Here is a 26,897-nt window from a genome sequence, read left to right as displayed (position 1 = left end):
AGAGGAAGTTGCCGCCGCTGCACCTCAATCCGCCGTAGCGTCTTTCCGTGTAGCGAGCCGCCCATCATAGCCGGCTTTTTCGTTTCGTCAACACCTTGTGATGTTTCCGATTCGCCCCCGTTCGTTATTGCGGTGCTTCGAGAAGCGCCGCCGTCCTGAGCGAGGCCGCGCAGTTTATCGAGACTGCGCAGAAGTGCAAGCATTTTTTGACACTGGCATGACACGGACGTCATTGCGTCCATGCGCGGGGCCTGATTCCACGCACTTTGCGGTGTATCCGGCCTGCTCTCTCTATCAAGGTCATGGGACCGTGTGCCCGCATTGCAGCGACGTCGTGCTTTCCAGGCAGGACAACAAGAGCGTCGATAGAGAGCCGACCACGCAAGGTGCTGCGCTATCGATCATCGGCGCGCTCGGTAAGAATGCATGCACTAGATAGCGAGCTCCCAATGTCTCCCTCCCGCAGCCTGCTACGCGACCTGTCCCTGCCTGCGATTGCCGCGGGCTTTGTCACGGTGTTGGTGGGCTTTGCCAGTTCTGCGGTGATCGTGTTCGAGGCGGCGCGTCACCTGGGGGCGGACCAGGCGCAGATTGCTTCGTGGATGTGGGCGCTCGGGATCGGCATGGGCGTGACCTGCATCGGCCTGTCGCTGCGCTACCGGGTGCCGGTGGTGACCGCCTGGTCCACGCCGGGTGCGGCGATGTTGATCGGCAGCGCGGCCGGGGTGCCGCTGCGCGAGGCGGTCGGCGCGTTTGTGCTGGCGGCGGTGCTTGGCATGCTGGCCGGCTTCTCGGGGTTATTTGAGAAGGCGATCCGGCGCATTCCGATCTCGCTGGCCTCGGGCATGCTGGCCGGAGTGCTGTTGCGCTTCGGCCTGGATCTGTTCGTGGCGATGCAGAGCCAGGTGTGGCTGGCACTGGCGATGCTGGCGGCCTATCTGGCAGGGCGACGCTGGTTGGCGCGCTATGCGGTGATTGCGGCCTTGCTGGTCGGCATGGCGATTGCGGCCGGCAGCGGGTTGATGCAGTGGAAGAGCGTGCAGCTTGAACTGGCCCAGCCGGTGCTGGTGGTGCCGTCGTTGTCGTGGGCGGCGTTGTTCGGGCTGGCGATTCCGTTGTTCGTGGTCACCATGGCCTCGCAGAACGTGCCGGGCGTGGCGGTGATCCGCGCTTCCGGCTATGCGGTGCCGATCTCGCCGACGATCGGCTGGATCGGGGTGGTCAATACGCTGCTGGCGCCGTTCGGTGGCTATGCCTTGAACCTGGCGGCAATCACCGCAGCGATCTGCATGGGCCGCGAGGCGCACGAGGATCCGGCGCGGCGTTACACCGCCGCGGTGAGCGCGGGCGTGTTCTATGTGCTGATCGGCGTGTTCGGCGCGACCGTGGCGGCGCTGTTTGCGGCCTTTCCGCGCGAGCTGGTGATGGCCATCGCCGGGATCGCGTTGCTGGGCACGATCGGCAACAGCCTGGCGGCGGCCTTGCAGCGGGACAGCGAGCGCGAAGCGGCCTTGATCACCTTCCTGGTGACCGCATCGGGGCTGACGCTGGGCGGGATCGGCGCCTCGTTCTGGGGCCTGGCGGCCGGAACGATCACCTTGCTGGTGTTGCGGCCGCGGGCTTAGAGCAGCGGTCAAACCGACGGCGCCAACCCCATGTGGGCGCGGCCGGTGCGCGGAATCTTCGACACTGCGATTCTTCCGCAACATCCGCACTCCAGCGGGCGACTGCTCGCTACGTTTTGTCAGCCACTCCTGGCCGCGGCAGACGATTCGGTTGAGGGCCGCGCTTATTCTGGATCGCGTAGCTGCAGCAGCCAATGGGCGGTGAGGCCATTGGGGCTGGGCAGCGGTTCGAGATGGAACTGGCGGTAGACCGGGGCGCCGTCCTGCGCGCGCAGCGGCAGGGTGACGTATGCGGCGCGCCCGTGCCGCAGTGCGTCTTCGAGCAGCTCCACCTTGGGCGGGGCGGCATCGCTGGCCAGCAGGGACAGGATGTCGCAACCGATCAGGTCGGCCACTTCGGTCTGGCTGAGTTCTGCAAACGCCGGGTTGACGAACATCAGCCGGTGCGCGGCCGTGGCGCCACGTTCGATGATGGCAACGCCGTCGCGCAGACGCGAGAGCGAGGCTTCGAGCAAGGTGAAATCCTGCTGGAAGCGCTTGCGTTCCATCAGCTCGATCAGCACGCGCAGGCTGCGCGCCGATTCCAGATGTAGCGGCGACCAGCGCCGCGCGCGACCGCGCACGGTTTCCTGCCACAGGTCGAAGCTCTTGCGTGGCGACAACCGTGAGTTGGGGATGTCCGGCAGCTTGGCCAGCTGCGGATTGCCCGCCCATTTGACCTGCTGCACCTGCTCGCGGCGGGTCCACAGCAAGGCGCTGCGCGACTGCGGCATCAGCGGCACGAAGATGAAGCCGGCAGCCAGCGGTGCGAGGTCGGCCAGCTCGGGAAACACCTCGCCGATCGCGTCCACATGCAGGGCGCCGACCGCATCTTCGCGCAGGGCGTCGTGGTGTTCGGATTCGATGTGGTCGCGGATGCGGCGCAGCGCGGCCGCGTCCGGGGTGCTGCCATGCCGGCTGATCTCGCCGCCATGGAAGATCGCCACGCCGTCGGCGTCGACCACGTCCATCAGGTCGGGCGCCATGTCGGCGAGCATTTCCACGGTCATCTGGTCGGCGTCGTTGAAGTCGGTGATCAACTTCTCGCGCACGGTGAGCAGCACCGATTCCATGTGCGCGCGCGCCACCGCCTGCAATCCGCCGATGCGCCCGGCCAGCGCGCGGGTCACCGCATCGGTGGCATCGCGCATGGCATGGCTGGTGAAGTGCGGGCTGTAGTGGTGGCAGGCGATCAGCCCCCACAGCGCATCGTTGACGACGATCGAGGACACCAGCGTGGCGGTCACGCCCATGTTGGCCAGGTATTCCAGGTGCACCGGCGAGACGCTGCGCAGGCTGACATCGCTCAGATCCACCGGGGTGCCCAGACGCGGATGCAGCGTGGGTTCGATCGCCGACGCCCGATAACCGACATCGGCAATCTGGCGGACGCGGTTGCGCAGGTACAGCGCGCGCGCCTGGGCCGGGATGTCGGTGGCCGGGTAATGCAGGCCGAGATAGGCGTCCAGGTCGGATTGGCGCGCTTCGGCAATGACGTCGCCGTTCCACTCCTCGTCGAAGCGATACACCATCACCCGGTCGAAGCCGATCATGCTGCGCAGCCCCTTGGCGGCGCGCACGGCGGCTTCGGCGATGCCGGTATCGCGCTCGATGCTGCGCAACAGCGGTAGCGCTTCGCGCAGGGTGACGTCCATCAGGCGTGCGTCGCGCGGCTCGATTTCGACCAGCCACTGCTCCGGATACAGATGCCAGGCGGCCACCCAGGGATGGTCGGTGGGTGCTGCGCGCAGGGGAAAACGCACGTCGGCATGCAGCAGATGCTGCGCCTGGTCCTCCACTGCACACGGCTGCTCGCCGGGCAGTTCCAGCACTTGCGTGTATTGCATGCCCAGCAATTCGGCCAGCGGCACGCCGAGCAGGTCGGCGGCGGTGGTGCTGGCCTGCACGATGCAGCCGTCGGCCGGCTCGATCACCAGCAGCACGCCGTACGGCTGGATCAGGCCGGGAATATGGATCGGCTCACGCGCACAGACATCCATATCCAGGGGTTCGGTGGGCTGATTCACGGGCACGGCTCCGCTGCAAGACAGGTGTGGAAGTGGGCAAACATGCGCTGCGCGCCGTCGATGGCGGCCTCGCGCGCGGAAGACGTGTCCAGGCGTTGGTCGAGCACGGCCTGGAAACGGCGCCAGCCGGCCGGGTCGTCGTTGGCCAGTTCGAAATACCGCAAGGCGTCAGCCAGCGCAGGCTGCTGCTTGCGCAAGGTGCGCGCGATCACCCGCCCGCCGAGTTGCGAACCTTCGATGACGTAGAGCATGCCCCAGCGCGCGGCATCGTTGCCGGCAGCCGGCGCCGCAATGGGCGTCTGCGGTGGCTGCCCGAGCGTGTGCAGATCCTCGCGCAAGGCCGGGACGCGGCGGCGGTACTGCCAGCCGGTGCCGATCAGGGTGCTGAGCCAGCCGCTCAGTTGCGCTTCGAAGCCGGCCAGCAGTGCATGGTGCCGGCGCAGGATCAGCGCGTAGGCGGCGCGATCGACCCGCCCCTGCCCCAGCGCCTGCATCAACGGAACCGTTTCGACCAGGCGGTGGGTGTCCTGTGTGGCATGGCGCAGCGCGAGCGCGGCCGATGGCGGAACAGCCAGGGTGTCAGGACACATAGGGAGTCGAGGCGGTGCCGCGGCACGGAGTGCACCAGCCTAGCAGTGACTGCGCAAATCGGATAAAGCGGGCGCGAGCATAAGCTGAACAGGTAGGCATCATTCCTCTACCGCGGGGGCCGCGCCGGGAGCCCGGCCTGCCCGCCACCAGGCCATGACCCAGCCTGCGGCAAGCAGCAGACCCGCCAGCAGCCAGGGCGCGCCAGGCAGATGCAGCGGTGCGTCGCGGCCGATGAACCAGGCGAACACGTTGGCAAACAGCAGCGGACCGGCGATGCCGGCCAGACTGACCAGGCTGGTCAGCGCGCCCTGCACGCGGCCCTGCGCATCGGTGCCGACCTCGCGGGTGATCAAGGCCTGCGCGGCCGGTGCGGCGATCGCCCAGAACGCGCTGATCGGCACCCCGATCAGGAACGCGGTACCGCTGTCGGCCAACCCGTAGATGACGAAACCGACCACCCCGCAGCCAAGGCCCAGCAGCAGCGCACGGCGTTCGCCCAGCCAGCGCACCAGCCGGCCGACCAGCAGCGCATTGACGATGATGCTGCACACGCCGACGCCGGCCAGTACCCAACTCACCTCGCGCGGGCCCCAGTGGTATTGATAACTGGCGAACAGCACGAAGATGCTGGGATAGACGTAGTGCGCCAGGTTGGCCAGAAACACCACCGAGGCCAGGCCGAACACCTGCGGATAACGGCGCAACAGCTTGAGCGCGCCGAGCGGGTTGGCATGCGCCCAGTCCAGGCGTGGCGTGCGGCGTGCGGCAGGCAACGATTCGGGCAGCACGAACCAGCCATACAGCACGTTCACCAGCGCCAGCCCGGCGGCGAACCAGAACGGCCAACGCAGGCCGATGCTGCCCAGCCAGCCGCCGATCAACGGCCCGGCGACAAAACCAATACCGAACGCGGCACCAAGCATGCCGAACGCGCCGGCACGTTTGTCGGCCGGGGTGACATCGGCGATGTAGGCGTTGGCGGTGGAAAAGCTGGCCGAGCACACCCCGGAGATCACCCGCGCCAGCAGCAGCATCGGCAGGGAATGGGCGACCGCCATCAGGATGAAATCCAGGCCCAGCCCCAGGCAGGAGAGCAGGATCACCGGGCGGCGGCCATAGCGGTCGGACAAGGTGCCCTGCAGCGGCGAGCAGACGAACTGGATGGCGGCGAACAAAAAGCCGAACCAGCCGATCCAGCCGGCGGCGACGGCATAGTCGCCACCGGTGAATTGGCGCACCAGATCCGGCAGCACCGGAATGATCACGCCGAACGACAGCACGTCGATCAGCACCGTGATGAAGATGAAGATCAGCGCGGCGCGGCGCCGGCCCGTGGCGGGAGCGGAATCTGCAGGGAGGGACATCGCGCGGCGCAGTGGGGCGAGGCGGCGAGTGTAGCGGTGGACCGGGTGGCGCAGTTGTGGGGATGAGCTGTCGCCTGATACGCCCAAAGTCCCCCCTCACTGAAAGCCCCTCTCCTGCGGGCCGAGAAGGCATGACTTGCGCGCCACTGGCGCGCGTGCCTTGGAGCGCCCGCGCCTGATGCGCGGGCCGGGGCGCGCAGCGGGGGTTGGGGTGAGGGTACGGGGCGAAGCCACAGGAATTGTGAGGTGACACGAGGCGTCGCCCGCACCCTCTTCCGCCCATTCGGGGCACCTTCTCCCGGTGGGAGAAGGGAGTCGTCGCTGCTTCTTTATTCTCTTGGAACGCAGCGCGGGCTTTGCCCGATCGGGAGGCGATTGTTGCGCTTACTCGACGCTGATGGTCTGGGTCAGCGTGTGGCTGGCGCCGGGGGCGAGTTCGATGACGTCCGGGCCGGCGTTGGCCGCTTCCAGGCAGACGTAGTCGCGCCAGCCCTCGCCCACGTCGGCCATCTTGGCGGCCGCCTCTTGGCCGGGGTTCCAGGCCACCAGCGAGCGGCTGCCCTGGGTGGCGATGACGATGCGGCGGCCGAGCACCGGGTCGGTCAGGGTGTAGCGGCCGCCGGCGTTGGTGTAGATGCGGTCGCTGCGGCCGGGGTCGCGCGGGTCGCGCAGGCTCCAGTCACCCTGCTGGCGGTGGGCGGTGGCGTAGTTCTCGTACTTGTCGAGGTAGTCCAGCCCGTCCAGGCCCTGCACGCTGACGGTGAGCGCGTCGCCGACGCGGAAGTAGTTGTGCAGCGCCTGGGTGAAGCGCACCGGGGCCGGGCTGGTGTTTTCGGTGATCAGGCTCTGCTCGAGGGTGCGGCCGATGCGCAGGGTCATGCGCAGGCGCAGCGCCAGGTCGTCGAAGCTGGGCGGGGTCAGCGTGAGCACCAGGGTGCCGTCGTCCTCGCGCCGGCTCTCGGTGAGCTGCCAGGGCACGGTGCGCACGAAGCCGTGCGCAGGCACCTCGCCGGTCTGGTCCTGGCGGCCGAAGTACGGCCAGCACACCGGCGCACCGCCGCGGATCGGAGTGGGCGGCTGCTTGGCGGTGGGCGACAGCCACATCACGTCCTGCCCGCCCTTGGGCACGAACGACAGCAGCTGGCCGCCGAACAGGCTGATGGCCGCAGTGGAGAACGGGGTGTCGATCAACAGCGAGGGAAACCCGTGGAAGTCGCCTGTGCGCAGGCCGGTGAGGTCGGACATGGGGGGTGCCTTCTGGACGATGGGGGATTGGACGAATGCGGGATAGGCGGCCGGCAGCTTGAACGCAGTGGCGCCGATGGCGGCCGCGCCGGCGACCGGCGGGGCGGCGCGCAAGGCGGTGAGGATGCGTTGGCCGGGGCGACCATCGGCCGGTTGCAGGCCCAGGCGGGTCTGCTCGACCTGGATGGCGCGCCGGCTGGCGGTGCCGATCATGCCGTCGGCCTCGCCGATCAGGTGGCCGCGGGCCAGCAGCAATTGCTGCAGTTCGCGCCGTTCGGGCCGGCCCAGGCCGGGGTCGTCGGTGGGCCAGGCGGCGACCATGCCGGCGCCACCGCGCAGCCGGTCGGCGAGCAGGGCGATCGACAGCGCGTAGCTTTCGGCGGCGTTGTAGGCGTAGATCGCGTCGTAGTTGCGGAACACCAGGAATGCCGGGCCGGTTGCGCCAGCCGGCAGCAGCAGGGCGGCCGGGGTTTCTGCGGGCAGACCGGCCGGCGCCAGCGCCTTGCCGTCGGTACCGAGCAGGCCGGCGTTCTGCCAGGCCTGCAGCGGTTGACGCCGGGTGCGCCCGGCCTTGCTGGCGTCGAAGCCGGCGGGCAGGCGGACTTCCATGCCCCAGGGACGGGCACGCTCCCAGCCGGCCTTGACCAGATAGTTGGCGGTGGAGGCCAGCGCGTCGGGAATGCTGGCGACCAGGTCGCGGCGGCCGTCGCCGTCGCCATCCACCGCGATGCGGGCATAGGTCGAGGGCATGAACTGGGTCTGCCCGAAGGCGCCGGCCCAGGAGCCGGTCAAGCCATCCGGCGACAGATCGCCTTGCTGCAGCAGGCCGAGCAAGGCGAGAAATTCGCCACGGAAGAACGGCTGGCGGCGGCCCGCGCACGACAGCGTGGCCAGCGAGACCAGCAGCGGGCGCTTGCCGGTGACGCGGCCGTAGTCGCTCTCCACGCCCCAGACCGCCACGATGGTGGCCGGATCGACGCCGGTCTGTTCGGACAGGCGCGTAAGCAACGCGCGGTGGGTGACCAGCATGGCCTGGCCGTCGGCGACGCGCTGGCTGTCGACCAGGCTGGCGAGGTAGTCCCAGATCGAAGTGGTGAACTCGGGCTGGGCATCGAGCAGCGGCAACACGCTGGGATCGGGCACCAGGCCGGCGGTGAAACGCTGGAAGTCGGCTGCCCCCACGCCCTTGGCGGCGGCCTGGGTCTGCAGGCCCGCCAGGCAGCGGTCGAAGGCCGGATCGGCGCAGGCGATCAGCGGCGCCAGCGCCAACAGCGCAGGCAGGACGCGCCGGGTCGGCATCACGGCGCGATGGCCGGCGTGTGGACGGAGGTCATGCGGTGGAGCGCTCCTGCGGCAGGTCGAGCCGCCGAGGATAGCCAACCTGGCTGGTTGCAGGCGTGCAGGTCGTGATGTTGCGACGGCATGGTGTGCTGCGCTGGTCGGCAGCGACACGCAGGGGTGACTGTGCGGTGCGCACGCTTTTCAGCGCGATGGGCACGGCGCAGAGGTCGTGTGGCGCGAGTCAGAGAATGATGTTGCGTGCCGATGGAGTGGCATTGGTCCGGCCGCCCGGCGAAGACACCGCGGCAGTGCAGTCGCGTCGATCGCCGCGCCTAGCTGCCGTCGCCGGTGATGCCGGTGATCAGCGACAACGCCGGGCTGGCGGGGCTAGTGTCGGACATACGTCGGGCGCGCGCCCTGCGCGGGGCGTCGTGGCGGGGACCGAACCAGATCAGTGCCGTGGCCAGGCACGCCGGCAGCACGATCGCGAACACCACGATGGCCACAAGCACCCACTGCCAGAGATTGAAGGTTGCCATCATCGTGTCCACCCCGCGTCGAGCTCCGCCGAGGCGGCAAGCTTCCGGGATCGGCTGCGAACGTGGCGTCGAGAAAGCACGGCCGTGCCTGCCGTTCGTCGGAATGAACGGGGTGCCGGCTATCGCGTCAGATCACGCGGGCGATGGAGACAACCGGCGTGATTGCAGCAGCAACGCGGCGCATTGATCGCCCCGCACGCTCGCCGCTCCAGCCAGGCTCCGGCAACGCGCGTTGCCACGGGGTCCGTCTGACGCCCGGCGGCTTCAGGCAAACCGCTCCAGCAGGAAATCGACGAAGCTGCGTACCGTGACCGAGCGCCAGCGGGTTTGGGGATAGAGCACGCTTAGTGGACGGTGCAGCTCCCGGTCCTGAAACAGCCGCACCAGCCGGCCCGCTTCCACGTCGGCACGCAACAGGAACGCCGGCTGCAGCACGATGCCCAGGCCCTGCAAGGCCGCCAGGTGCAAGGCCGGGCCGCTGGTGAGATGCAACTGCGCGCGCGACAGCGGGCCGATTCGCTCGCCGGTGTAGTCCTGCCACTGGCCGAGCGCCTTGGCATCCATCCCCAGGCATTGGTGCCCGGCCAGGTCGGCAAGCCGTTGCGGGGTACCGTTGCGGTGCAGATAGGCCGGCGTCGCGCAGCACCACAGGCGATAAGGCTGCAGCGCGCGCGCCACCAGCGAGGACTCGCCCAGAACCCCGATGCGGACGGCTACATCGATGCCCTCGTCGACCAGATCCTGCACCCGATCGCTGAGCTGCAGATCCAGGCTCACCTGGGGATGGCGCTGCAGATACTCGCCAAGCACCGGCGTGAGCCCATAGGTTCCGAACGACACCGGTGCGGCGACCCGCAGCGGCCCGGCCGGTTCCAGGCGCTGACCGTCGGCCTGCACCTGTGTATCGGCGACCAGCTCGAGAATCTCCCGGCAACGCCCGTAGTAGGCCTCGCCAAACGCGGTCAATCGCTGCCGTCGCGTGGTCCGCACCAGCAACTGCAGACCGAGACGTTGCTCCAGGGCGCGCAGGTGGTTGCCCGCCATGGTCGGGGAAATGCCATGCGCTTGCGCCGCCGCGGCGAGGCTGCCGCCGTCCACCACGCGGACGAACACCTGCATGCTGTCCAGCAGATCCATTCAACACTCCTGGTTGCCAATCAATGCAGGATAACGGCGTTTATCGCGGCTCGATAACGGATCAGGCTGGGGGCCCTCACTCAGACGGACGTTGTCGATGGATCTGCAATTGCGTGAACACACGGCACTGGTGACCGGCGCCAGCACCGGAATCGGCGCCGGCATCGCCCGCGTGCTGGCGGCCGAGGGGGTGCAGCTGGCGATCACCGCGCGCCGCGCCGACAGGCTGGAACAGCTGGCCAACGACATCGCGGCACAGGGTCACCCGCGCCCGCTGGTGATCCCCGGCGACATCATCAGCGCGACCGAGATCACGCGCATCGCCCGGGATGCCAGCCAGGCGCTGGGCCGGATCGAGATCCTGGTCAATACCGCCGGTGGCGCACGCCCTTTTGCGCTGGAGGCCAGCGATGCGGACTGGGACGAAGCCTTCGCGCTCAACTTCGGCAGTGCCCGGCGCATGACCCAGGCCCTGCTGCCCGGCATGCGCCACCGGCGCTGGGGCAGGATCATCAACTTCAGCGGCAGCATGGAGCCCCGCGAGGTCAACGGCGCCGGCGCGGCGAAGGCAGCGCTGCAGTTCTGGGCCAAGGGAATGGCCTCGCAGCTGGCGGCCGAGGGCATCACGGTCAATACCATCGCACCGGGACGCATCAACTCCGAACAGGTGCTGGACAAGCTCCATCCCACGCCGGAAGCGCGCCAGGCCTTCATCGCGCGCCATGTGCCGATCGGCTACTTCGGCGAACCCGACGACATCGCTCATCTGGTCGCCTATCTGGCCTCGCCACTTGCACGCTATCTGACCGGTGAGGTGATTGCCGTGGACGGCGGCCTGCACGCCTTCGCCCACTAGTACGGCCGACTACCGACGTTACCGAGGGCCGGTGGGGGCCCGGCAGGCCGATATCGGCCGCAGCGTCCAGGGCCGCGGCCGCAGCGGCGCGGTGCCGGCACGCAGGTGCCGACGAGCGTTAGACCCTGCCACGTCCCGGTGGTGTCCCGGCAGCGACAGTGCCGGGTCCGGCTCAGCGCGCGTCGAGGTAATACCAGCGGCCGTCTTCGCGCACGAAGCGGCTGTGTTCGGTCATGCGCACCGCGCTGGCGCCGCCGATGCGGTAGCGGGCCAGGAACGCCACCTCGGCGGTGTCGGTACCGGTCTCGATGGCGCGTTGCACGGTCAGGCCGAGCCAGGTGGTGCGGCCGCCCTTGTCCAGCGACAGCTCGGGTGGGCGCGTGGAAGGATGCCAGCTGGCGAGCAGGTACGCCACATCGCGGCGGACGTAGGCGCTGTAGCGCGCACGCATGAGGGTTTCGGCATCGGGCGCAGCGGCGCCGGCGTGGTAGTGCCCGCAGCACTGTGCGTAGGTGGCGGCGCGGCCGCAGGGACAGGGATCGGTGGGTATGGAAGTCGGCATCTGGCGATTGTGCGGGAAGTGGGAAGTGGGAGGCGGGGTTTCTGCGCGTTTATGCTGTCGCCCCGTCGTGCGGAGCACCGCCTTGCTGGAACTGATTCCCACCGAGTTGCCGTGGCTGCTGTGCATCGCTTTTGTCGCAGGGCTGGTGGATGCGGCGGTCGGCGGCGGTGGCCTGATCCAGTTGCCGGGATTGTTTGCAACCCTGCCGCAGCAGGCGCCGTCGCTGATTCTGGGCACCAACAAGTTCAGCGCGATGTTCGGCACCGGTGCCTCGGCGTGGCGCTATGCGCGCACCGTGCGCTTTCCGTGGCGGCCGGTGCTGTACGCGACGGTGGCGGCGTTTACGTTTTCGTTTCTGGGCGCGACCGCGGTCAGCCTGATGCCCAAGCAGGCGGTGCGGCCGCTGATCCTGGTGCTGCTGATCGCGATGCTGGTCTACACGCTGATCAAGAAGGACTTCGGTGCGCTGCATCGGCCACGCCAGATCGGCCGGCGCGAACTGATCACTGCCTTGGCGATGGGCGCGGCGATCGGGTTCTACGACGGGTTCTTCGGGCCCGGTACCGGCAGTTTCCTGATCTTCCTGTTCATCCGCTTTTTCGGGCTGGACTTTCTGCGCGCCTCGGCCGCGGCCAAGGTGGTGAACCTGGCCACCAACCTGGCGGCGCTGTCGTTCTTCCTGCCCAGCGGCCAGGTGATGCTGGCGATCGGCATCCCGATGGCGGTGGCCAACGTGGCCGGTGCGGTCGCCGGCACGCGGATGGCGCTACGCGGCGGCACGCCGCTGATCCGCACGTTGTTCCTGGTGCTGGTCGTCATGCTGATCGGCAAGATGGGTTGGGATCTGCTGCATAGCGTTTAGAAATCCATACGCAGCGTCGCCGACAAGGTGCGCGGTGCGCCGGGATAATTGGTGGTCTGCGTCACCGGTTGCTCGATGTAGAAGCGGTTGGCGACATTGCGCAGCATCAGCGCCAGCTGGTAACGGCCGCCGAAGTGGTACGCCGCCGAGGCATCGAAGCGCGTGTAGCCGGCAATGCGATAACTGTTGGCGAGATCTCCTTCGCGCTCGCCCACATGCACCGCACCGGCGCCCAGGGTCAGCCCGTACAGCGGACCGCTGGCGACGTGATAGGTGCTCCACAGACTGGCGCTGACCCGCGGTACGCCGCGCAGGCGGTTGCCGGCCGGGATGACGGTGTCGCGGGTGACCTGCGCATCCAGATAGCCGGCGCCCAGAATCAGCCGCCAGTTGCGGGTGAGCTCGCCGGTGATGTCCAGCTCCAGCCCGCGCACGCGTTGCTGGCCGGTGACCAGCACGAAGCCGCTGTTGTCCGGATCGCTGGTGGCGACGTTGTCCTTGGTGATCTGGAACGCGGCGGCGGTGGCGAGCACGCGGTTGTCGAACAGCGCGCCCTTCAGGCCGAGCTCGTACTGGCGGCCGGTCTCCGGTGGTGCACTGCCGCCGGAAAACAGCGTGGCGCTGCGCGGCCGGAACGACGTGGAGGTATTGGCGTACAGCGACAGCTGCGGCGCCGCTTTCCACACCACGCCGATGCGCGGCGATGCACGCCGGCCGTCTTCGCGGGTGCGCGCGCCGTTGTCGCTGGTGGTCTGCTGCACGTCGTCCCAGCGCACGCCGGCCAGCACGTCCCAACGCTCGCCGATGCTGATCTGGTCCTGCAGGTACAGCGCGGCATAGCGCGCATCGACATCGATTTCGCGCGCCGGCACATAGCTGCCCGGCAAGGCGCCCTGCACCGGGTTGCGCACGCTGATGCGTGCCAGCGGCGCGCGCGCTTCGTCGGTGTGGCGATGCGCATCGACGTACTCGGCGCCGGCCAGCAGCTGATGGCGCAGCGGGCCGGTGGCGAAATGCGCCAGCGCTTCGGTCTGCGAGGTCGTTGCGCGCACCTGCTGGTCCTGGCGCACGGCGCGGCGCTGCAGGAAGGCGCGGTCGGCGCTGAAACCGGTGAAGTCGGCCACGTCGCGGCCGCTGTCGCCGTCCTGGTGATTGAGGATCTGACGCAGCGTCAGCCAGTCGTTGGCGTCATATTCGATGCGCCCGCGTGCGGTGCGCGAAGTGCCGTGATTGCGCGACCACGGCTCGCCGAAACTGCGCTCTGCCGGGCCACGCACCACCCCGTCGATGGCGACCAGCCCGCGATCGCCCGGGCTGGTCTGGCGGGTGTATTCCAGATCCAGATCGGCGCGCAGCTGCGCGTTCGGCCGCCAGGCCAGCGAGGGCGACACGAACACGCGATCGCCATCGGCCTGCGCAGCGCGAAAGCTGCCGGTTTCCTGCGCGGCGGCGCTGAGCCGTGCCGACAGCGTCGGACTCAGCGGGCCGGTGACGCTGGACTGCACGCGGCGCAGCCCGTGTTCGGCCACCTGCACCGATGCGTTGCCGCCGAACACCGCATCCGGGCGCAGCGTGACCAGATTGATCACCCCGCCGGGTTCGCCGCGTCCGTAGAGCACTGCGGCCGGGCCCTTGAGCACTTCCACCTGGGCGACATTGGCCAGATCGCGCACGGTCTCGGTGAAGTTCTGCGCCGGGTTGAGCAGGATGCCGTCGACCGCATACGAGGACGCCTCGAAGCCGCGGATGACGAAGGTTTCCGAGCGATTGCCCTGGGTGCCGCCGGGCTGCACGTTGGAGACATTGGCCACCACATCCACCAGCCGGGTGAGCTGCTGTTCGTCGATGACCGAGCGCGGCACCACCTGGATCGCCTGCGGAATGCGCTCCACCGGCGTCTGCGTGCGGGTGGCGCCGGCGGCCTTTTCCGGCCGGTACAGGGCGCGCTTTTCGCTGACCACGATGGCGTCGAGCAGGCTGGCCTCCTGGGCGGCGGCCGGCATGGAGGCAAGCAGGGACACGAACAACAGGTGGCGAGGCGCAGGCAGTGGGGTCATCGGGATCTTCAGCGGGACGATGCGCGCTAGCGGGCACATCTGGGCCGTTAATGATAACGATTCTTATCTTCGAGCGCCCGCCTTGCTGCGCCGCTGCTTGCGCTGCCTGCGACCGCAGCGCGGTGAGGCAGGCATCCAGGCGGCGCGCTCAGCGTTTTCCGCGCGGCTTGCGTGCAGACCCGCGCGTGGAGGCAGCAAGTGCCTTGGCCACGGGTTTGGCTGGCGCGGGCCTGGCCGCGCTACGCGCCGTAGTTGTCTTGGTTACCTTGGTTGCGCCACCCAGCGAAGTGGTGGCGCGCCTGGTCGCCACCGTCGACTTGGCAGCAGGCTTTTTCAGCGCTACCGCTGTTGTCGTGGCTTTGTTCGGCTTGGCAGTCGGTTTGGCGGACGCGGGCGCGCGCCTGGATGCCGTACTGGTGTTTGCCGGCGTCCTGGCGGGTTTGGTCGGCGTTGCCGGCCTGCGCGCCGTGCCCGCTGCGGGCGATGTACGCCTGGCTGATGCAGGTTTGGCCGATGCAGGTTTGCCCGCTGCGGTCTTCGCCGGTGCCGACTTGCCTGATCCCGCACCTCCGCTGGAAGCGGCTGTTTTCAAGGACTTCGGCGCGGCTTGAACGGCCGGCGTCGATGCCGGCGCGACCTTGCTGGGCCGCTTGCTCGCCTTGGCTGCTACGTCGTCCTGTGCAGGGAGGTCCTGAAGTGCCGCGCCCTCAGCGCCAGAGACGGCACCGGCGCTGTCCATACGCGTTTGGCCCTGCGTCGAACGCGATGCATCCTCGCGCTGCGCAGCACTCACCGCCTGCTGCGTATCCGCTACAGCTGCCTCGTCCCCGCGCGAGCGCTCGGGCAACTGGAGTCGCTGCGCCTGCTCGTCGTAGTCGATCAGCAGCACGCCGGAGTTGTGCCGGCCGCTGATTTCCACAAAGCAGGCACCGCCGATGAACGGCTCCAGCGTCATTACCGATTTCAGCGGCGTGGCCACCACCATCTGGAAACCGAAGTTCTCGAAGATGTTCATCGCCAGCGCGGTGAATTCGTTGTCGGCCTTGTCGAAGGCTTCGTCCAGCACCACCGCGCAGTAGCGCGGCAACTCGCCGTCTTCGCCGCCGAGCTGGTAGCGCAACGCGGCGGCCAGGCAGGTGGTCGCCAGCTTCTGGCGCTGACCGCCGGATTTGCCGGCGCCGCTGCGGTAGATCTCCACCTGCGCGCGGGTCTGCGCATCCAGCTCCACGCCGATGAATTCCACATGCTGGCGCACGTCCAGCACCTGCTCGCGCCAGCGGCGTGCGTCCGGTTCCTGCGCGCCCAGGCGTGCCACCAACGCGCGCAAGGTGGAAAACTGCGCTTCGGCCAGTGCGCGGTCTTCGGTCTGTTGATGCGACAGCACCGCGCGCAGCTGTTGCTGGAATTCCTGCACCTCGCCCAGGCGACGGTCGCTGACCTCGATGGTCAGCAGCGTGCCGCGATTGAACGGCACCTGCTCCAGACTGGCGTTGACCTCGTCCATGCGCTGCTTGATGCCCTTGTGGGCCTCGGCGGTGTGGCGCTGCAGGGCCAGCAGATTGTTCTTGCTCTGGGTCTGCAGCAGATCGAAGAAGCGGTGCTCGTGGCGCGGCAGGCCATCGCTCTCCAGGCGATCCAGGCGCGCGAGAAAATCGTCGGCACTGGCCAGGCTCACGGTGAAATCGCCGCTGTCTTCCGGCCATTGCTGGCAGTACTTGCGGAAGCAATCGAGCAGCTGCGCGCTGAGCCGGCTGTCGCGGCCCTGGCTCTCGGCCAGTTGCTCGGCCAGGCCACGCTCGACCACGCGGAAATGCGCCTCCAGATTGTCCAGCGACAGCGGTGCCAACGCCGCCAGGCGCTCGCGCAGGCCCTGCAACTGGGTGGGCGTGAGCGCGGCGGTGCCGGCACGGCTGGCACAGGCAGCGTGCTGCTGTTCCAGCCGAACCCGCTCGCGTGCCAGCTGCGCGCGCTCCAGCCGCACGTCCTCGTAAGTGCGCTTGGCCTGGTCGCGCAAGGTACGTGCGGTCTCGATCGCCTGGCCGAGCGCGCGCAGGCCGCTGTTGCCTTCGCGCAGCTGCTGCAGCTGTTCGTCGATATCGCTCAGGCGCTGCAGCTTGGGGCCGACATCGATCTCGTCCCAGTCGCGCTCCACCAGGGTGTGCGCGGCCAGCTGCCGTTCCTGGTCCTGCTCGCGTTGCTTGCGCAGCGCGGCCACGTCGGCATCGCAACCGGCGATGCGCTGGGCCAGCGTCTGCGCTTCGCGCTCGAACACCTTGAGCTTGTCGCGGTTGTCGTGGCCCAGCAACCAGCGCTTGCGGTCGTTGACCGCATGGCGGTCGTCCTTTTCATACCGGTCGCCGGGATGCTTGACCTGCCCTTCGCGGGTGATGGCGCGGTCGGCATTGCGCAGCGCGGCGGCGTTATCGACGCATTCGTAGTCGAAGCGACGCATCAACTCGTTGCGCAGCCACTCGGTGAAGGCGTGCTCGCGCAGCTGCAGCTTGCCCGGCAATGCACGCGCGTCCGGCGTGCGCGCATGCAGTGCATCGTTGCGGCGCACCCGGAAATACACCAGCCGCGTGCCGAGCTGGGTGCGGTTGACCCACTCGCTGACCTGCGCGTAATGGCGGTCGTCCACCAGCAGCGACTGCGCAAAACCGCTCAGCACGCGCTCGATCGCACCGCGCCAGGCTGATTGATCCTCGCGCACCTGCACCAGTTCGCCGACGAACGGCAGCGCGGCTTCGGCAATGCCGGTGTCCTCGCACAGACGCGCGCGCAAGGCCTGCATCGGTGCCGGCATGCTGGACGGGGCGCGCTTCAACGCATCCAGTTCGGCGCGGATCTCGGCAAAGCGCCGCTCATCGTCGCGGCGCGCACCCATGCGCTCGGCGATCGCCTCATCCAGCGCGCTGGCATCGTGCTTGCCGTTCTCGAGCACGGTCTGCGCGTGCGCGATCTGCTCGGCAAAGCCGCTGGCGCCTGCGGCCAGGGCCGTGCCGAGCTGGCGGCAGGCCTGTTCGATCTGCACGCGCCGCCGCAGGCGCTCGTCGCGCTCGCGCTCGACCCGGGCGCGCTCGCGTTCGAGTTCCTCGATCTGTTCGCCACCAGCGGCGCGTTGTTCGCGTTCCAGCCCGGCGAGTTTCTGTTCGTGATTGTCCAACGACTCACGCCGCTGGCCTTCTTCGCCGGCCAGCCCGCGGTCCTGGCTGTCGAGTTCGTGCAGGCGCGTCTCCAACAAGGCCAGACGCTGCTGCTCGCGGTAGCTGTCCACGCCCAGCTGCAGCTCGCGCAACTCGCCGACGCTGTGGCGCAAGGCCATCAGCGCCGCATGGTGCTCGCGTGCCGGGCTCAACGTTTCCACCTGCCGGCGCGCGGTGACCACCGCATGGTGTGCGCCGTCGAGTTCGGCGAAGTCCTCCACCAGCCGGTCGGCTGCCTCGAACGTGCGCGGCTCGTCCAGCATGAAGCCGCGCAGGAACACATTGAGATCGCCCAGGTTCTTGGCCGACTGGGTCTTGTGCAGCAACCGCAACGCCATCTCGTTGCCGATGCCCAGCGCATGCCGAAAGCGCTCTGCGTAGCCGGCAAAGCCGTCGAAATGCGCGACCTCCTCGCCAAGACGCGCCTTGAGCCTGCGCAGATCCAGATCGAAGCCATCCAGCTCGCTGGCCACATCGAAGCTGCGCGGCGCGACCATGTAATGGCGGCGCACATCGGCCGCGGCATTGCCGCTGCCGGCGATCCAGAACAGGCGAATCAGGCTGACCGTCTCGCCGTGCGCGTTGCGGTATTCCAGCACCAGCGCCGACCAGGTGGCGCCCTTGCGCAGGTATTGGGTGGCGATCTCGCCCGAGGCGCTGTCCTGCTGATCGGCCCAGGCACCGCGCACATACGACACCAGGCTGCGATCGCGCCCGCTGCGCTCGGCCTCGCGTGCGGCGGCGTTGAAGTCGACGATGCTGGGCGGGGTCAGCAATGCCGACATCGCATCCAGCAAGGTCGACTTGCCCGACCCGGAGCGCCCGACGAACAGGAAGCCCTTCTCGGCGATCGGCACCTCGGTCAAGCCGTTGAACGTACCCCAGTTGTGCACCTGCAACCGCCGCATGCGGAACTGCTGCGCGCGCTGCTCGGCAAGCGAATCAGTGAACAAGGACGCGCCCGGCTGTGCCGGCGACAGGTTGGACTGGGAATTCATGGCTCACTCACCAAAACGGGATGACGGGCAACGCTGAGGACGACTCACATCACGACTGTTTGAAGCGGGATGTTGCTGGCTCCCGATGGGAGAAGGCACTTAGTCGAGCGCAACGTCTCCCTCGCGCAAGCCGCGATACGCCACCACCAGGGCCTGCACGTCCTCGGCCGAGAACAGCAACTTCAGCACCGGCGAGACCTCGTAGCGCTCCTCGCTGCCGCGCAACCGCGACAGCAACTGGTTATCGCGCATCTTGCCGATCGCCGTCAGCACCCGTCGCGCGAATCCGGCGCGGTCGGTGGAGACGTTCTTCTCGTAGACCGACAAGGCCTCCACCAACTGCGCCTCGTCCACCACCGCACGCTCGCCGCGCGTATCGGCTTCGGCCAGTTGCTGACGCAGGAACAGCAGCAGCACCGACTCGATAAAGGTCAGCGGCGCGCTGCGCAGCAGGCTCGGCGATTCCAGCTCGGCGGTGTCGGCCTGACGGGTGAAGGCCACCCCGCCCTCGCGGTCCAGCACCAGTTCCAGGAACAGCTCGCACAATACCTGGCGGATCGCCGCTTCGTTGCGCAGCAGCGCAGGCCACAACGCACCGTGGCGTTGTGCGTCGATGCTGGGGCCGGCCAGCAGCTGGCACAGCGCACGCCGCGCGTCGAACGGCAGCGTGCCGGTGTCGCCCAGAAACAGCTCGCCGCGCGGCTGTGCAGGCGATGTCTCCGCCAGCGACGTGCGGCCGGCATCGGCCGATGCGCCGCTGCCCTCGTCCGCGTCCAGGCGGGTGTCCTCAGACCAGTTCATTGCGTTTCTCCCGGGTGAACCACACCAGCGGAATGCGTGCGCGCCGCAGGGCGCCGTCGCCGCCTTCCCATTGCACCGTTTCCATCTGTCCGTCGATCACCACGCCGTGGCGCGTGCCCAGCGACAGGTAACCGATCACGCTGCCCAGGCCCTGTGCGGCCGGGCGCTGCTGCAGCGCATCGCCGATGGTCAGGCGCGGGCGTTGGCCGAGCAGCTCGTGCAGGTCGCGGCGCAGGCTGCGCACGTCGATCTCCGATTGCGCGACCAGATCGCCCACGCTGTCGAGCGAGATGTCTGCCGCATCGGCGGCCTGCACGCGGCCATCGACCTGGGTCATGCGCGGGTCGTGCAGGCGCCATTGCGACAGCGAACGCAGGCGGGCTGCGCTCAACGCCTGGGTGTAGCCGGTGGCGGTGGTGGCGTGCAGGCTGTCGCGCAGCTGCAAGGCTTCGCCCTGCGCCTGCCTGAGCAATTGATTGAGCCGGCGCTGCTCCAGATAGCCGCGGCTCTGCACGAAACCGCGCAGGCTGCGCGCGAAGTGCTGCATCACCGTGTGTACTTCGCCGCCGCGCTCCAGCAGCGTGCCGGTCAACCCGCGCAGGAAGGCGCGTTCGCGCCGGTCCAGCTTGCGGGCGAAGCCGCGTGCCAGCAGCGCATCCAGCGCCTGATCGAGCTGGCTGCTTTGCTGGGTGTCGTTGAGCAGGCTCCAGAACGCCTCGAAGGTGCGCCCGGCCTCGCTGTCGGCGATCACGTCCACGCCGTTGAACAACTGCTCCAGCACATCGCCGCGCGCGCCTTCGTCGTCGATGATGCGTTCGCGGAACTGGCGGTTGAGCTGTTCGAAATCGTCGCGCACGCGATGGAAATCTTCGGCCAGCTCGTCGGAGAGATGGATCAGGTCGCGGGCGCGCTCCAGCGCGCGCTTGCCATCCAGCGCGGCTACGCGACCGGAGGCCACACGTTCGATCTCGGCATCGATGCGCGCACGTTCTTCACGCAGGGTGGCCAGACGCAGCTCCGGGTCGGCTTCGGTCTGGCCCGCCAGCTGCACCAACTGCTGGATCACCAGCGACAGGCGGCTTTCGGTGGCGCTGCTGCTGCTCTCGCGCAGGCCGACGATGAAGCGGATGGCCTGGGTGGCCGCGCGCGACAGCTCGTACTCTTCTTCGGCCGCGCCTTCGGGCAGGCGGCGTTCCAGCCAGCCCTGTCCCAGCCAATGCGCCAGATAGGCCTGCGCGGTGCGCGGCAACTCGCGCGAGAGTTCGTCGGCGCGCAGCGCGTCGAGCTGGCGCTGCAGGCGCTCGTGCAGCACCGCCGAGGGCAGGCGGCGTTCGCCGTCCAGCAACACCGTCTGCAGCAGGCCGATCAGCTCCGGGGCGTGGTCGGCGGCCAGCAGCTTCCACACCGGCTGCTCGCGCAATTGGCGATAGCCGGCGATGCGTGCCTGGTGCTTCATGGCGACGGCAACGGCTGCCTCAACGCTTGCCGCCCACTTCGATGAACTGCAGGAATTCGGCGCGGGTGCGCGCGTCCTCGCGGAAGCTGCCCAGCATCTTGGAGGTCACCATGCTGACGCCGCGCTTGTGGATGCCGCGGGTGGTCATGCATTCGTGCGCGCCTTCCACCACCACGCCGACCCCGCGCGGCTGCAGCACGTCCTGGATGCACTGGGCGATCTGCGCGGTCATCTTTTCCTGCACCTGGAAGCGCCGCGCATAGCTTTCCACCACGCGCGCCAGCTTGCTGATGCCGACCACCTTGCCGCGCGGCAGGTAGCCCACGTGCACCTTGCCGATGATCGGCGCCATGTGGTGCTCGCAATGGCTTTCGTAGGAGATGTCGCGCAGCACGATCAGTTCGTCGTAGCCGGCCACTTCCTCGAAGGTGCGTTCCAGGTACTCGCGCGGTTCCTCGCGGTAACCGCTGAACCAGTCGCCATAGGCTTCGGCGACCCGGCGCGGGGTGTCCAGCAGGCCCTCGCGGGCCGGGTCTTCGCCGGCCCAGCGCAACAGGGTGCGCACGGCATCTTCGGCCTGGGCCTGGGTGACGGGGGAATCGGGCTGGTCGGACTGGCTCATGCGCAGGGTGCACCCAAAGGGGGCGAGCATGGTACCCGAGGACGGGCCGGCGGCCCCAGTGGCGGTTGCGCCGGCTTGCCCGGCTTCCATGACTATTGATTCATTATTGAATTGATAGCATCCTATCTATTATGACGAATAAGGCGATCCCCCCCCGCGCCCAGCTCAGCTCCGGCCTGCTGGTCGCCGCCCGCCAGTGGCAGCGGCTGGCCGACCAGGCATTTGCCGAATTCGGGCTGTCCAGCGCCTGCACCGGGCCGTTGTTGATGATCGGCCGCTCCGGCGGCGGCATCCGCCAGGTGGCGCTGGCCCAGCAACTGGGCATGGAAGGCCCTTCCCTGGTGCGGCTGCTGGACAAGCTGTGCGCGCAGGCGCTGGTGCGCCGCGAGGCCGACAGCAGCGACCGCCGCGCCAACCAGCTGTGGCTCACCGACGCAGGCCAGGCCCTGGTCGGGCGCATCGAGATCCGCCTGGATGCGCTGCGCGCGGAGGTGTTCGGCGCGCTCAGCGAGGCGCAGGTGCAAGTGGTGCTGACCTTGTGGGAGCAGATCGCGCAGGCGCACGCGCGGCTGAGTCAGTCCGACTGAGCCCGCTGTCGGGCGTCGCGCTGCGACGCCGGTTGTGACGTTCCGGATGGCCCGGTGCGCATTGCGCACGGCGCCGGACGTGGTTGTTCCCCCTTGCCCAGGATGTGCCCGATGTACGGCGAATTCAGTCTCTACGGTGTGTTCGTTCCCACCTTGCTGGCGTTGATGACGCTGGCCTACCTGCTCAACAGCGCCATCGGCGCGCTGCTGACCCGGGCCGGTGCGTACCGACATATCTGGCACCCGGCGCTGTTCAACCTGGCGCTGTACATCGCGCTGCTGGGCGGCCTGTTTTCCCTTACCCGTTGGATGCAATCGTGAAAAAGCTGATCAAGAACGCGGGGCCGGCATTACTGACCCTGGCAATGGTGGTGGTGGCGGCCGTGGTGCTGCAGCACCTGTGGCGCTATTACATGGAAGCACCGTGGACGCGCGATGCGCACGTGGGCGCCGATGTGGTGCAGGTGGCGCCGGATGTGTCCGGGCTGGTGGAGCAAGTGGCGGTGGCCGACAACCAGGCGGTGCGGCGCGGGCAGTTGCTGTTCGTGGTGGACCGCGCACGCTATGCGATCGCGCTGGAACAGGCGCGCGCTGCGCTGGCCGAGCACCAGGCCACGTTGAGCCAGTTGCGCCGCGAGATCGCGCGCGACCGCAGCCTGCAGGACCTGGTCGCCGCCGAAGATGCCGAAGTGCGCCGCTCCAATGTGCAGAAAGCGCAGGCGGCGGTGGCCACCGCGCAATCGGCGGTGGACCTGGCCCAGCTCAACCTGGACCGAACGCAGGTGCGCAGCCCGGCCGACGGCCATGTCAGCGACCGCACCGTACGCGTGGGCGATTACGTCAGCGCCGGGCGCCCGGTGGTGGCGGTGCTGGATACCGGCTCGTTCCGCGTCGATGGCTATTTCGAAGAGACCCGCCTGCAGGGCGTGCATGCCGGCCAGCGCGTGGACGTGCACCTGATGGGCGAGCCGGTCACCTTGCATGGGCATGTGCAGAGCATCGCCGCCGGTATCGAGGACCGTTACCGCAGCGGCAGCGCCGGCGCGTTGCCCAACGTCACCCCGGCGTTCGACTGGGTGCGGCTGGCGCAGCGCATCCCGGTGCGCATCGTGCTGGATCGGGTGCCGGCGCATGTGCAGCTGATCGCCGGGCGCACCGCCACCGTGACCATCCTGCCGGACGCCGTGCGCGACGCCGCCACCGCGCCTGCCCGCGTGCCGGCCAAGGCCGCGCCATGAACCGCAGCGTGTTGCGTCCCCTGGGACTGGCCACGCTGCTGGCCGCATTGAGCGCCTGCACCACGGTCGGCCCGAACTACGCGGTGCCGGCGGATTCGGCCTACCAGCGGCCGGCCGCCAATGCCGCGTTTGGCGATACCGGCAACGACCAGGTGCAGGCCGGCGCGCCGCTGCCGGCACGCTGGTGGGCGCTGTACCAGGACCCGATGCTGGATGGCCTGATCGAACAGGCCTTGCGCGACAACGTCGAGCTGAAGGTGGCCGGTGCCAACCTGCGCCGCGCCGCCGCGGTGTACGAACAGGCACTGGACGCGGGCGGTTTCGATTACGAGGTGGAGGCCGGGGTCAGCCGCGCGCAGGTCTCGGCGCAGGCGTTCCTGCAGCAGGAAAAGCTGCCGGTGTTCAACCTGGCCGATGGCAAGTTCGGGGTGTCGTATCAGTTCGATCTGTTCGGCAAGCTGCAACGCGGTGCCGAGGCCGCGCAGGCCGATACGCAGCTCGCCCAGGCCGCGATCGACCTGGCGCGCGTCAACGTGGCCGCGCAGGTGGCCGGCAGTTACGTGGAGATCTGCCACGCCAATCACGAACTGCACGTGGCCGAGCGTTCGCTGCAGTTGCAGCAGCGCAGCCGCGACATCACCCAGCGCCTGATCGCTGCCGGCCGCGGCACCCCGCCCGATCTGGCCCGCGCCACCGCGCAGGTGGCAATGCTGGAGGCGGCGCTGCCGCCGCTGCGCGCGCGCCGCCAGGCCGCCGGTTACCAACTGGCCGCGCTGCTCGGCAAGACCCCCGGCGAAGTGCCGGCCGGTGTGGACGGCTGCGCGCATGCGCCGGCCCTGCAGCGACCGATTCCGATCGGCGACGGCCGCGCGCTGCTGGCGCGTCGCCCGGATGTGCGCCAGGCCGAACGTCGGCTGGCGGCAGCCACCGCGCGCATCGGCGTGGCCACCGCCGAGCTGTATCCGGATATCCGTCTGGGCGGCTCGATCGGTGCCACCGGCCTGCTGGCCGACTTCGGCGAGCCGGCCACGCATGCCTGGTCGTTCGGCCCGCTGATCTCGTGGACGCTGCCATCCGGCGGTGCGCGTGCGCGCGTGCGCGCCACCGAGGCCGGCGCGGACGCGGCGCTGGCGCAGTTCGACAACACCGTGCTGCAGGCGCTGCGCGAGGTGCAGACCGCCTTGTCGCGTTACGCGCAGGATCTGGACCACCTGCATCTGCTGGAACAGGCGCAGCAACAGGCCGACCTGGCGTCGGCGCAGAACCGGCGCCTGTATCAGGGCGGGCGCACGCCATATCTGTCCAGCCTGGATGCCGAGCGCACGCTGGCCACCGCCGACATGACGCTGGCCAATGCGCAGGCGCAGGTTTCGCAGGATCAACTGCAGCTGTTCCTGGCGCTGGGCGGCGGTTGGGAAGCGATCGCCGGCCGCACCGACCCGACTGCCGCGCGATGAGTGCGCTGCTGCGCGATCGCCAGGCCTGGCTGTTTTCGGCCAAGACCTTCGCCGCCTCGATCGCGGCGTTGTATGTGGGGCTGGCCGGCAACCTGTCGCGGCCGTACTGGGCGATGGCCACGGTCTACATCGTCTCCCAGCCGCTGCTCGGCCCCACCCGCGCCAAGGGCGTGTACCGCGTGCTCGGCACCTTGCTGGCCGGCGCGGCCACCCTGGTAATGCTGCCCAACCTGGTGGAAACGCCGCTGCTGCTCAGTGCGGCGATGGCGTTGTGGCTGTCGGCCTGCCTGTTCCTGGCGCTGCTCAATCGCGGCCCGCGCGGTTATGCGTTTTTGCTGGCCGGCTACACCACCGCCTTCATCGGCTTCCCGGCGGTGACCGCGCCGGAAGGCATCTTCGACACCGTGGTGGCGCGCAGCGAGGAGATCATCCTGGGCACGGTGATGGCCGTGCTGTTCGCCGCGCTGGTGTTCCCGGCCTCGGTCAAGCCGATGCTCAGCGCGCGCATCGGCAACTGGATGCACGACGCCGCGCAATGGTGCCGGCAGGTGCTGCAGCGCGGTCCGTCGCAGGCACCGCGCAACCGGCTGGCCGCCGATCTGGTGCAGTTCGAGGCGCTGATCGCCTTCGTGCGCCACGACGATCCACGCCATGCCGGTGCCGTGCCCACGCTGGAACACCTGCGCGCACGCATGCTGATGCTGCTGCCGGTGCTGTCGTCGATGGCCGATCGGCTGGATGCGTTGCAGCGCGATGGGTCGGCGTTGCCGCTCGAGACGGCCACGCTGCTGGAAGACGTCGCCGCCTGGGTGGGTCAAGGCGAGGACGCAGGCAGCGATGCGGATGTGGACGCCTTGCGTGCACGCATCGCCGCACTGCGCCCGGCGGTGGATCAGGACATCGAACATCTGCTGCTGGCGAGCCTGCTGCTGCGGCTGGAAGAGCTGCTCGACCTGTGGCAAGACTGCCGCGCGCTGCAGCAGGCGGTGGCGCACGGCACGGCGACGCCGGGACTGAAGGCGATGCCGGTTGCGGCGATGGCCCCTGCAACGGCCCCGTCCCCCGGGCGAGCCGAGGCTGCGCAAGGCGAACCCGTTGTGCGTTCGCGCGTGCAAGCGCTGTTGCCGCAGCGCCCGGGTTGGTCGCGATCCGATGCACCTGCACCCGCCCGCAGCAGCCGCCATATCGATTTCGGCATGGCCGCGTTTTCCGCCCTGAGCGCGGGCATCGCGCTGATGGCGTACTGCGTGCTGTGGATCGGCATCGGTTGGGAAGGCGGCGGTAACGGCGCGATGATGGCGGCGGTGACTGCCGCATTCTTCGCCGCGCAGGACGACCCGGCGCCGAGCATGCTGTCGTTCCTGACCTGGGCGGTGGTGGCCAGCGTGGTCGCCGGCATCTATCTGTTCGGCATCTTTCCGGCCATCCACGATTTCCCGATGCTGGTATTGGTGCTGGCGGCAGTGTTCCTGCCGATCGGCGCATTGCTGCACCGTCCCAAGACCATGCTGATCGCGCTGCCGCTGGTGGTGAATCTCACCGCGTTGCTGAGCCTGCAGAACACCTACAACGCCAATATCCAGAGCTTCGTCAACGCGGCGGTGGCGATGGTGCTGGGGATTGGATTCGCCGTGGTGTTGACGCGGCTGTTCCGCTCGGTCGGCGCCGAATGGAGCGCGCGCCGGCTGGTGCGCCAGGGCTGGCGCACGCTGGCCGCTGCCGCCGACGGCCGAGGCGCACAGGACCGGCAGCACTTTGCCGCCCGCATGCTGGATCTGCTTGGCCTGCTCGCACCACGGCTGGCATTGACGCCGGAAGGCAGCGACCTGGCCTCGGTGGATATGCTCAACGACGTGCGGGTGGGCTTGAACATCCTGCAACTGCGCAGCGCGCGGCATGGCCTGCCGCAGCCAAGCAGGGAGGCGGTTGACGCGATTCTGACCGAGGTTGCTGCGCACTACCGGCAGCAGATTGCGCACAAGCGCCCGCTGCCTGCGCCCGATGCCTTGCGTGCGCGGCTGGATGCCTCGCTGGCGCGCGTCGGCAAGGTGCCGGCGGGTGCGCATCGCGATGAGGCGCTGCTGGGGTTGATCGGGCTGCGTTACAGCTTGTTTGCGCAGACGGCGCCGCAAACCCAGAGAAACACCGGTACCGCGCCGCCATTGGCCCCTCTCCCTGCGGGGCGCTAAGGCACTGCCTGCACGCCACTGGCGCGCGTGCCCTGGAGCGCCCGCGCTACTGGCGCGGGCCGGGGCGCGGAGGTTGGGGTGAGGGTACGAGGCGAAGCCACTCGCGGTAAATGACACGAGGCTTCGCACGTCCCCTCATCCGCCCTTCGGGCACCTTCTCC

General features: G+C 68.8%; 21 protein-coding genes and 1 other RNA gene. 9 read left to right on the top strand and 13 right to left on the bottom strand.

Going from position 1 to position 26,897, the window contains the following annotated elements:
* Window positions 1-203, bottom strand: a 203-nt coding sequence (locus tag FHT09_RS20110) for a hypothetical protein (protein WP_221230805.1), incomplete at its 3' end; no start/stop codon positions are given.
* A gap of 246 nt (window positions 204-449) precedes the next feature.
* Between FHT09_RS20110 and FHT09_RS17185 the strand changes: the two genes are divergently transcribed.
* Together FHT09_RS17185 and FHT09_RS20415 are read left to right on the top strand one after the other, a co-directional pair.
* Window positions 450-1,625 (top strand): benzoate/H(+) symporter BenE family transporter, encoded by a 1,176-nt coding sequence (locus tag FHT09_RS17185; protein ID WP_104607397.1) that lies wholly within the window; start codon window positions 450-452, stop codon window positions 1,623-1,625.
* A gap of 30 nt (window positions 1,626-1,655) precedes the next feature.
* A non-coding RNA gene (locus FHT09_RS20415) (sX9 sRNA) lies at window positions 1,656-1,750 on the top strand.
* A 39-nt stretch (window positions 1,751-1,789) separates the two neighbouring features.
* Here the strand turns inward: FHT09_RS20415 and bphP are convergent.
* The 6 genes from bphP to FHT09_RS17155 form a co-directional block, all read right to left on the bottom strand.
* Window positions 1,790-3,691: a bacteriophytochrome BphP gene (gene bphP, locus FHT09_RS17180; RefSeq protein ID WP_104607396.1), complete on the bottom strand. Its 1,902-nt coding sequence runs from the start codon at window positions 3,689-3,691 to the stop codon at window positions 1,790-1,792.
* Window positions 3,688-4,281: a biliverdin-producing heme oxygenase gene (locus FHT09_RS17175; RefSeq protein ID WP_104607395.1), complete on the bottom strand. Its 594-nt coding sequence runs from the start codon at window positions 4,279-4,281 to the stop codon at window positions 3,688-3,690. Before FHT09_RS17175 ends, bphP begins: the two co-directional genes overlap by 4 nt.
* 99 nt (window positions 4,282-4,380) lie before the next feature.
* Window positions 4,381-5,646, bottom strand: a complete 1,266-nt coding sequence (locus tag FHT09_RS17170; protein ID WP_104607394.1) for a TCR/Tet family MFS transporter — start codon at window positions 5,644-5,646, stop codon at window positions 4,381-4,383.
* A gap of 384 nt (window positions 5,647-6,030) precedes the next feature.
* Complete coding sequence (locus FHT09_RS17165) at window positions 6,031-8,193, bottom strand: lytic murein transglycosylase (protein ID WP_104607393.1); 2,163 nt, start codon at window positions 8,191-8,193, stop codon at window positions 6,031-6,033.
* A gap of 311 nt (window positions 8,194-8,504) precedes the next feature.
* Window positions 8,505-8,711: a hypothetical protein gene (locus tag FHT09_RS17160; protein ID WP_104607402.1), complete on the bottom strand. Its 207-nt coding sequence runs from the start codon at window positions 8,709-8,711 to the stop codon at window positions 8,505-8,507.
* A 264-nt stretch (window positions 8,712-8,975) separates the two neighbouring features.
* Complete coding sequence (locus tag FHT09_RS17155) at window positions 8,976-9,848, bottom strand: LysR family transcriptional regulator (RefSeq protein WP_016902181.1); 873 nt, start codon at window positions 9,846-9,848, stop codon at window positions 8,976-8,978.
* Between the two features lie 97 nt (window positions 9,849-9,945).
* On the opposite strand from FHT09_RS17155, the gene FHT09_RS17150 reads away from it, so the two are divergent.
* Entirely contained in the window at window positions 9,946-10,704 is a 759-nt protein-coding gene (locus FHT09_RS17150; RefSeq protein ID WP_039816147.1) for an SDR family oxidoreductase, read from the top strand.
* A 172-nt stretch (window positions 10,705-10,876) separates the two neighbouring features.
* Here FHT09_RS17150 and FHT09_RS17145 read toward each other — a convergent pair whose 3' ends face one another.
* Window positions 10,877-11,266, bottom strand: a complete 390-nt coding sequence (locus tag FHT09_RS17145) for a YchJ family protein (protein WP_053051739.1) — start codon at window positions 11,264-11,266, stop codon at window positions 10,877-10,879.
* 82 nt (window positions 11,267-11,348) lie between these two features.
* Here FHT09_RS17145 and FHT09_RS17140 point away from each other — a divergent pair, with 82 nt between their 5' ends.
* Complete coding sequence (locus FHT09_RS17140; RefSeq protein WP_181141465.1) at window positions 11,349-12,128, top strand: TSUP family transporter; 780 nt, start codon at window positions 11,349-11,351, stop codon at window positions 12,126-12,128.
* On the opposite strand, the gene FHT09_RS17135 is transcribed toward FHT09_RS17140, so the two are convergent.
* The 5 genes from FHT09_RS17135 to folE form a co-directional block, all read right to left on the bottom strand.
* Complete coding sequence (locus FHT09_RS17135) at window positions 12,125-14,185, bottom strand: TonB-dependent siderophore receptor (protein ID WP_184417051.1); 2,061 nt, start codon at window positions 14,183-14,185, stop codon at window positions 12,125-12,127. The two genes, FHT09_RS17140 and FHT09_RS17135, sit on opposite strands and share 4 nt — an antisense overlap.
* 148 nt (window positions 14,186-14,333) lie before the next feature.
* Window positions 14,334-18,386, bottom strand: a complete 4,053-nt coding sequence (locus FHT09_RS17130; protein WP_104607392.1) for an ATP-binding protein — start codon at window positions 18,384-18,386, stop codon at window positions 14,334-14,336.
* A 99-nt stretch (window positions 18,387-18,485) separates the two neighbouring features.
* Entirely contained in the window at window positions 18,486-19,187 is a 702-nt protein-coding gene (locus FHT09_RS17125) for a DUF4194 domain-containing protein (RefSeq protein WP_102596602.1), read from the bottom strand.
* The gene (locus tag FHT09_RS17120; protein WP_104607391.1) at window positions 19,174-20,643 is read right to left on the bottom strand and encodes a DUF3375 domain-containing protein; all 1,470 of its coding nucleotides are present in this window, start codon (window positions 20,641-20,643) and stop codon (window positions 19,174-19,176) included. The genes FHT09_RS17125 and FHT09_RS17120 overlap by 14 nt, the downstream gene beginning before the upstream one ends.
* A 19-nt stretch (window positions 20,644-20,662) precedes the next feature.
* The gene (gene folE, locus FHT09_RS17115) at window positions 20,663-21,265 is read right to left on the bottom strand and encodes a GTP cyclohydrolase I FolE (RefSeq protein ID WP_104543982.1); all 603 of its coding nucleotides are present in this window, start codon (window positions 21,263-21,265) and stop codon (window positions 20,663-20,665) included.
* A 131-nt stretch (window positions 21,266-21,396) separates the two neighbouring features.
* On the opposite strand from folE, the gene FHT09_RS17110 reads away from it, so the two are divergent.
* From FHT09_RS17110 to FHT09_RS17090, 5 genes are all read left to right on the top strand, one after another.
* On the top strand, window positions 21,397-21,852 hold the full coding sequence (locus FHT09_RS17110) for a MarR family transcriptional regulator (RefSeq protein WP_104607390.1): 456 nt from the start codon (window positions 21,397-21,399) through the stop codon (window positions 21,850-21,852).
* 102 nt (window positions 21,853-21,954) lie between these two features.
* Window positions 21,955-22,173 carry a DUF1656 domain-containing protein gene (locus tag FHT09_RS17105; protein WP_024939640.1) on the top strand — a complete coding sequence of 73 codons (219 nt, stop codon included), beginning with the start codon at window positions 21,955-21,957 and terminating at the stop codon, window positions 22,171-22,173.
* Complete coding sequence (locus tag FHT09_RS17100; protein ID WP_181141464.1) at window positions 22,170-23,090, top strand: efflux RND transporter periplasmic adaptor subunit; 921 nt, start codon at window positions 22,170-22,172, stop codon at window positions 23,088-23,090. The genes FHT09_RS17105 and FHT09_RS17100 overlap by 4 nt, the downstream gene beginning before the upstream one ends.
* Complete coding sequence (locus FHT09_RS17095; protein WP_104607388.1) at window positions 23,087-24,547, top strand: efflux transporter outer membrane subunit; 1,461 nt, start codon at window positions 23,087-23,089, stop codon at window positions 24,545-24,547. Before FHT09_RS17100 ends, FHT09_RS17095 begins: the two co-directional genes overlap by 4 nt.
* Window positions 24,544-26,736: an FUSC family protein gene (locus FHT09_RS17090; protein ID WP_104607387.1), complete on the top strand. Its 2,193-nt coding sequence runs from the start codon at window positions 24,544-24,546 to the stop codon at window positions 26,734-26,736. The genes FHT09_RS17095 and FHT09_RS17090 overlap by 4 nt, the downstream gene beginning before the upstream one ends.
* Window positions 26,737-26,897: the final 161 nt, after the last annotated feature.

Source organism: Xanthomonas sp. CFBP 8152 (genome assembly GCF_014199025.1).
In the GTDB taxonomy this organism is placed as follows: Bacteria; Pseudomonadota; Gammaproteobacteria; order Xanthomonadales; family Xanthomonadaceae; genus Xanthomonas; species Xanthomonas arboricola_B.
This window is presented reverse-complemented; position numbering and strand designations above follow the sequence as displayed.

What these genes read in the sequence shown, in the direction of transcription:
- FHT09_RS17145 (WP_053051739.1), bottom strand. Translation starts at nt 11,266, where the DNA reads ATGCCGACTTCCATACCCACCGATCCCTGTCCCTGCGGCCGCGCCGCC.
- FHT09_RS17125 (WP_102596602.1), bottom strand. Translation starts at nt 19,187, where the DNA reads ATGAACTGGTCTGAGGACACCCGCCTGGACGCGGACGAGGGCAGCGGC.
- folE (WP_104543982.1), bottom strand. Translation starts at nt 21,265, where the DNA reads ATGAGCCAGTCCGACCAGCCCGATTCCCCCGTCACCCAGGCCCAGGCC.
- FHT09_RS17110 (WP_104607390.1), top strand. Translation starts at nt 21,397, where the DNA reads ATGACGAATAAGGCGATCCCCCCCCGCGCCCAGCTCAGCTCCGGCCTG.
- FHT09_RS17155 (WP_016902181.1), bottom strand. Translation starts at nt 9,848, where the DNA reads ATGGATCTGCTGGACAGCATGCAGGTGTTCGTCCGCGTGGTGGACGGC.
- FHT09_RS17090 (WP_104607387.1), top strand. Translation starts at nt 24,544, where the DNA reads ATGAGTGCGCTGCTGCGCGATCGCCAGGCCTGGCTGTTTTCGGCCAAG.
- FHT09_RS17120 (WP_104607391.1), bottom strand. Translation starts at nt 20,643, where the DNA reads ATGAAGCACCAGGCACGCATCGCCGGCTATCGCCAATTGCGCGAGCAG.
- FHT09_RS17130 (WP_104607392.1), bottom strand. Translation starts at nt 18,386, where the DNA reads ATGAATTCCCAGTCCAACCTGTCGCCGGCACAGCCGGGCGCGTCCTTG.
- FHT09_RS17170 (WP_104607394.1), bottom strand. Translation starts at nt 5,646, where the DNA reads ATGTCCCTCCCTGCAGATTCCGCTCCCGCCACGGGCCGGCGCCGCGCC.
- FHT09_RS17095 (WP_104607388.1), top strand. Translation starts at nt 23,087, where the DNA reads ATGAACCGCAGCGTGTTGCGTCCCCTGGGACTGGCCACGCTGCTGGCC.
- FHT09_RS17105 (WP_024939640.1), top strand. Translation starts at nt 21,955, where the DNA reads ATGTGCCCGATGTACGGCGAATTCAGTCTCTACGGTGTGTTCGTTCCC.
- FHT09_RS17160 (WP_104607402.1), bottom strand. Translation starts at nt 8,711, where the DNA reads ATGGCAACCTTCAATCTCTGGCAGTGGGTGCTTGTGGCCATCGTGGTG.
- FHT09_RS17185 (WP_104607397.1), top strand. Translation starts at nt 450, where the DNA reads ATGTCTCCCTCCCGCAGCCTGCTACGCGACCTGTCCCTGCCTGCGATT.
- FHT09_RS17135 (WP_184417051.1), bottom strand. Translation starts at nt 14,185, where the DNA reads ATGACCCCACTGCCTGCGCCTCGCCACCTGTTGTTCGTGTCCCTGCTT.
- FHT09_RS17150 (WP_039816147.1), top strand. Translation starts at nt 9,946, where the DNA reads ATGGATCTGCAATTGCGTGAACACACGGCACTGGTGACCGGCGCCAGC.
- FHT09_RS17175 (WP_104607395.1), bottom strand. Translation starts at nt 4,281, where the DNA reads ATGTGTCCTGACACCCTGGCTGTTCCGCCATCGGCCGCGCTCGCGCTG.